6 protein-coding genes are annotated in these 5,633 nt (G+C 68.1%); all 6 read left to right on the plus strand.

Going from position 1 to position 5,633, the window contains the following annotated elements; genetic code table 11:
* Positions 1 to 919: ATP-binding cassette domain-containing protein (locus G3N97_RS35625; protein ID WP_205997518.1), on the plus strand; the 919-nt coding region annotated here is incomplete at its 5' end.
* Between the two features lie 143 nt (positions 920 to 1,062).
* Positions 1,063 to 2,001: an ABC transporter permease gene (locus G3N97_RS35630; protein ID WP_241031045.1), complete on the plus strand. Its 939-nt coding sequence runs from the start codon at positions 1,063 to 1,065 to the stop codon at positions 1,999 to 2,001.
* Positions 2,002 to 2,072: 71 nt separating this feature from the next.
* Positions 2,073 to 3,134, plus strand: coding sequence for a substrate-binding domain-containing protein (locus G3N97_RS35635; protein WP_065063936.1), 1,062 nt, complete (start codon positions 2,073 to 2,075; stop codon positions 3,132 to 3,134).
* Between the two features lie 178 nt (positions 3,135 to 3,312).
* Entirely contained in the window at positions 3,313 to 4,404 is a 1,092-nt protein-coding gene (locus G3N97_RS35640) for an aliphatic sulfonate ABC transporter substrate-binding protein (RefSeq protein ID WP_205997520.1), read from the plus strand.
* 15 nt (positions 4,405 to 4,419) lie between these two features.
* On the plus strand, positions 4,420 to 5,343 hold the full coding sequence (locus G3N97_RS35645) for an ABC transporter permease (protein WP_205997521.1): 924 nt from the start codon (positions 4,420 to 4,422) through the stop codon (positions 5,341 to 5,343).
* A partial coding sequence (locus G3N97_RS35650; protein ID WP_241031044.1) for an ATP-binding cassette domain-containing protein occupies positions 5,340 to 5,633 on the plus strand: 294 nt, incomplete at its 3' end. The genes G3N97_RS35645 and G3N97_RS35650, both read left to right, overlap by 4 nt.

The following is a 5,633-nucleotide window of genomic DNA, read 5'->3' on the forward strand; positions in this document are numbered from 1 at the left end:
GGTCTGCGTGGCCGTGCTGCTGGTCTCGCATCGGCTGGCGGATTTGCGCCGACTCGCGACGCGCGTGGCGGTGTTGCGCGATGGCCGCGTCGTGGCGCAACAGCCCGCGCCCGTCGACTTCGACGCGGCGCTGGAAACGATGATCGGCCGCCCGCTCCCGCCCACCAGACTTGCTTCGGATATCGAAGCAAATAACGCCAGGCCTATTCTTCAGTTGAATCAACTGCGCCTTACCGATCGCACCGCCGCGTTCGACCTCGACGTGTGCGACGGCGAAATCGTCGCTGTCGTCGGGCCGGTGGGCGCGGGCAAGTCGCGGCTCGCGCAGACGATCTTCGGCGCGTCGCGGGCCTTCGCGGGCGAGATGCGGCTCGACGGCGCGACGTGGCGTCCGCGCACGCCCGGCGACGCGATCCGCGCGGGCGTGTTTCTCGCGGGCGAAGACCGCTGGCGCACGTCCTTGTTTCCCGACGCCGTGCCGTTCGCCTCGATTGCGGGGACGCTCGGCTTTCCGTTTTTGTCGCGCTGGAGCCGGGGCGTGTTCGTCTCGCGCGAGCGCGAACGGGCCGCCGCGCGTGCGGCCATCGACGCGTTCGGGATTCGCTGTTCGGGGCCGGACGACCGTCTGCCGCGTCTTTCCGGCGGCAATCAGCAAAAGGTGCTGCTCGCGCGCTGGCACGCCGAACCCGCGCGCGTGCTGCTGCTCGACGAGCCGTTTCAGGGCGTGGATGCGGGCGCGCGCGCCGATATCGCGGCCACGCTGCGCCGCGAAGCGCCGGGCCGCGCGACGCTCGTATTCGTGAGCGATCTCGAAGAAGCGCACGAGGTCGCCGACCGCATCGTGTACTTCGATCGGGGCGCGATAGATCGAGGCGCGCTCGACGCCCTGCACACCGCCGAAGCCATCGAATCGTCATAACACTTCAAGCGACCATGAAAAGCGCCGCCACTCCGCTCGTCACCGATCCCTCCACTTCGCTCGCCGCGTCGTCAGGCGCGCCGCTATCGCGCCGCCTGCTCGTGCTGCTCGAACGCAGCGGTCTGCTGCTCGTGCTCGCCGCGATGGTCGTGCTGTTCACCGCGCGCGAACCCGCGTTCCTGAACGTGGCGAATCTCTTCAGCATCCTGCAGGCAGTGTCGATCGTCGCGCTGCTCGGCATTGGCGTGACGATTACGCTGGCGGCGGGCGGCTTCGATCTTTCCGTGGGCAGCGTGGCGGCGTCCGCGCAAATGGCCGCGAGCTACGTGCTGGTCGTGTGGCACGGCAACGCGTGGGAAGCCGCCGCCGCGTGCCTCGTGCTCGGCGTCGCAGCGGGGCTGTTCAACGGCGCGCTCATCACGCGCCTGCACGTGCCCGATCAACTCGCGACGCTCGGCACGCTGTTCCTGCTCGCGGGCCTGCAACTGATTCCGACGGGCGGACGCTCGCTCGCCACCGGCACGATCCTGCCCGACGGCACCGAAGCGAGCGGCACCTTCCCCGACGCCTTTCTCGCGCTCGGCCGCGCACGCTTCTTCTTCGACGTGGTGCCGACGCCCGTGCTGGTGCTCGCGGTGCTCACGGTGCTGGTCTCGGTCGTGATGGCGGCCACGCGCTGGGGCCGCGTGATCTACGCGATCGGCGGCAACGAAACGGCGGCGCGGCTCGCGGGCGCGCCTGCCGCGCGCTATCGCGTGGCGGCGTACGTGGCCTCGGGCGCGCTGGCTTCGCTGGGCGGCTTGCTGATCGCCGCACGCGTGGGACGCGGCGACGTCAGCGCGGGACATTCGCTGCTGCTCGACGCCGTGGCGGCCTCGCTCGTCGGCTATGCGGTGTGGGGCGCGAAGCGGCCCAACGTGCCGGGCACGGTGATCGGCGCGGTGTTCGTGGGCGTGCTGCTCAACGGCCTGACCATGTTGAACGCACCGTACTACCTGCAGGACTGCATCAAGGGCGCGTTGCTGGTGGTGGCGCTGGCGTTCACCTTCAGCATCGGCCGAAAAAACGACGCGCGCGCCTGAAACGCGGCGTTTGCGAGGCTTCCAGGCGTCTTCCGACACATAGAAAAAACCTGAAAAACAAGAGGAGCAATATGAACAAGTCGATGTCCCGTACCGCGCGCTTCGCCATCGGCGCCATCGCGTTGAGCGCCGCGGCGCTGTTCGGCGCTGCATCCGCCGACGCCGCCACGCTCAAGGGCGCGCCGCCGCCGTTCGATAAAGGCGGCGTGAAGATCGCGCTCGTCAACTATCTCTCGGAAGGCGACTTCTTCCAGGCCTACGAGGCAGGTGCGCAGAAGCAGGCGAAGGCGCTCGGCATCGATCTGCGCATCTACGAAGGGCGTCAGGACGCGGCGCAGCAGCGCGACCAGATCCAGCAGGCGATCAATCTGGGCGTGTCGGCGATCATCGTCAATCATGGCTTGCCGGAATCGCTCAAGGACGTGGTGCAGCAGGCGCTCGACAAGGGCATCAAGGTCGTGGCGTTCGACGTCGATCTCGCGAATCCGAAGATTCCGCAGATCGAGCAGAGCGATCACGATCTCGCGACGCTGCTGCTCGGTCAGGCCGTGAAGGACAACGGCAATGCGTTCTCGGCGGGCTATGTCTACGTGGCGGGATTCGCGCCGCTCGATCGCCGCGACGCCGTGTGGCAGGCGTTCAAGCAGGCGCATCCTGGCGTGCACGAGCAGGCGCGCTGGGGCACGGTCGACAATCCGATCGCGCAGTCGGTGGCGAACCAGGCGGCGGCGGCTTATCGCGCGCATCCGGACATTCGCGTGGTGATCGCACCGTACGACGAGTTCGCGCGCGGCGCGAGCCTCGCCGCCGACGAAGCGAACGTCGCGAGCAAGCTGCGCATCTACAGCGCCGATATTTCGACCGCCGACATCGAGGCGATCCGCGCGCCGGGCAGCGCGTGGGTGGCGACGGCGGCGACCAATCCCGCCGTGGTGGGCGCGGTCTCGGTGCGCGCGGCGGCGCTCGACGTGGCGGGGCAGCCGCTCGCGCATCACATCGTCGTGAAGCCGACGCTCGTCACGCGCGACGACCTCGTGAAAAACGACATCCACACGATTGCCGAACTGGGCGTGAAATTCCCGGCGTTCCGCGTGAGCGACGCGGCCACGGCGGCGTGGATTCCGGTGGACTGAGCGCGAGGTTTTTTCCGCTACTTTTCCCGCGGTCTTCCCGGCCGCGCGGATATTCCTTTCGCTGCTTACGATCTGAGCGATTGTTGGTTCGTTCTGGCGTCCGCGCTTCTTATGCTTGGCGAATTCGGGAGGCACACTGCGTGCCTCCCCGTGCAGCCAGACAAACAGGGGAAAGCCGATGCGAGACCACACGACCACCATCTTCACCGATTCGAAGCCGACCGCGCGCGAATCCCAAAGCGAGCGCAATCCGCTCTGGCGCCGTTTGACGACGACGCTGCGCGCCGTCGCGGCGTTCGCACCGCTGGCGCTGTTCGCCGCCACGGCCACGCCCGCACTGGCCGCGAGCGCCGCGCCCGCCGAACTCAAGCTCGACTACGCTTACTACTCGCCCGAAAGTCTCGTCATCAAGCGCAACGGCTGGCTCGAACAGGCGCTCGCGCCCGATCACACGCAGGTGCGTTGGGTGCTGAGCCTCGGCAGCAATCGCGCGCTCGAATACCTGAATAGCGGTGCGGTCGATATCGGCTCGACCGCCGGTCTCGCGGCCGTGCTCGCGAAGGCCAACGGCAATCCGATCAAGACCGTCTATATCTTCTCGCGCCCCGAATGGACTGCGCTGGTCGTGCGCAAGGACTCGCCGATCAAAACGCTCGCGGACCTGAAGGGCAAGAAGATCGCGGCGACCAAAGGCACCGATCCCTATCTTTTCACGCTGCGCGCGCTGCACACGGCGGGCCTCACGCGCGACGACGTGGAGATCGTCAATCTCCAGCATCCCGATGGCCGCACCGCGCTCGTGAACGGTCAGGTCGATGCGTGGGCCGGGCTCGATCCGCACATGGCCGCCGCGCAGATCGACAACGGCGCGCGCCTGCTGTATCGCAACGTCGACTTCAATACGTGGGGGTTTTTGAACGTGCGCGACGACTTCCTCAAGCAGTATCCGGAGACCGTGGCGCGCGTGCTCAAGGTGTATGAACGGGCGCGCGTGTGGATCGGCGAGCATCCGGACGAAGCGGCGCAGATCATCGCGGACGATTCCAAGGTCTCGCTCGCGGTCGCGAAGCTGCAACTGAGCCGCAACGATTTCAGCCAGCCGCAGCCGGGTGCGAAGCAGATCGAGGCGCTCGAAGCCGCCGCGCCGATTCTCACGCAGGAAAACCTCGTGAAACCGGGCACGAACCTGAATCAGGTGATCGAGTCGCTGATCGATACGCACGCGTCGGAGTCGGCGCTGGCGTCGGCGCAGCGTCAGTCGGCGCAATAGAAGGGGACCGCCGCGATGGCCATCGACGAGTTGAGCGCGCCCGCGCTTTCGCGGCCTGCCGCTGCGTCTGCTGCATCCAGTTTGCACGCGTCGCGCGAGCGGCAGGACGGCTTGCATGACGAAGCGTCTGCGCAAGCACCGTCTGCGCAGGAAATCGAAACGGCCGTAGCGCCGCGCCGCTGGCGCATCGCGGGCGTGTTGCTGCCGTTCGCCTTTCTCGCGCTGATCGAGGCGCTCGTGCGCGGCGGCGTGCTGCCCGACAACCTTGTGCCCGCGCCCAGCGAAATCGCTCAGGCGCTCTGGCAACTGGGCGGCTCGCGGCTCGCGCTGCACATCGCCGCGAGCACGGCGCGCGTGGCGGTCGGCTTCGGTTGCGGCGCGGCGCTCGCCATCGCGGTGGGCGCGGCGATGGGCCTGAGCCGTCGTCTCGACGCGTTGCTCGATCCGAGTTTCCAGGCGCTGCGCGCGATTCCATCGCTCGCGTGGGTGCCCGTGCTGCTGTTGTGGATGGGTATCGACGAAGCGCCGAAGATCACGCTTGTCGCGATCGGCGCGTTCTTTCCCGTGCATCTGAGCGTGGTGTCCGGCATCCGCAACGTCGACCGCAAGCTCGTCGAACTCGGCGCGGTCTACCGGCTGCCGCCGTGGCGTCTGTTCACGCGCATCCTGCTGCCCGCCGCGCTGCCGCAGATCTTCACGGGCCTGCGCACAGGGCTCGCGGTGGCGTGGATGTTCGTGGTGGCCGCCGAACTGATCGCGGCGACGCGCGGCCTCGGCTATCTGCTCAGCGACGGCCGCGAAACCGGCCGACCCGACATCGTGTTCGGCGCGATCCTGCTGCTCGGCCTGTTCGGCAAGCTCACGGACAGCGCGATGCGTCTGCTCGAAACCCGCGTGCTCGCATGGCGCGACACCGCCCTCGACGGAGCGCGCGCATGAACGCCCCGGCTTTGCTCGATCTCGACATCCGCAGTAAACGTTATGGCGCGCGGCCGATTCTCGACGCGCTGCGCCTCACGCTCGCGCCCGGCGAAGTGGTCGCGCTGCTCGGCCCGAGCGGTTGCGGCAAGAGCACGCTGCTGCGCATCGCGGCGGGGCTCGATCGCGATTACACGGGCGCGGTCTCGCTCAACGGCGAGGCGCTGCGCGGACCGTCGCCGCTCGCGGGCGTGATCTTCCAGGAGCCGCGCCTGCTGCCGTGGCTGCGCGTGGCGGACAACGTCAGCAGG

Source organism: Paraburkholderia sp. Ac-20347 (assembly GCF_017104805.1).
GTDB classification, from domain to species: domain Bacteria; phylum Pseudomonadota; class Gammaproteobacteria; order Burkholderiales; family Burkholderiaceae; genus Paraburkholderia; species Paraburkholderia tropica.

Bases quoted from the DNA above. Each gene is read 5' to 3' on its own strand.
- G3N97_RS35640 (WP_205997520.1), top strand. From the start codon at position 3,313: ATGCGAGACCACACGACCACCATCTTCACCGATTCGAAGCCGACCGCG.
- G3N97_RS35630 (WP_241031045.1), top strand. From the start codon at position 1,063: ATGGTCGTGCTGTTCACCGCGCGCGAACCCGCGTTCCTGAACGTGGCG.
- G3N97_RS35635 (WP_065063936.1), top strand. From the start codon at position 2,073: ATGAACAAGTCGATGTCCCGTACCGCGCGCTTCGCCATCGGCGCCATC.
- G3N97_RS35645 (WP_205997521.1), top strand. From the start codon at position 4,420: ATGGCCATCGACGAGTTGAGCGCGCCCGCGCTTTCGCGGCCTGCCGCT.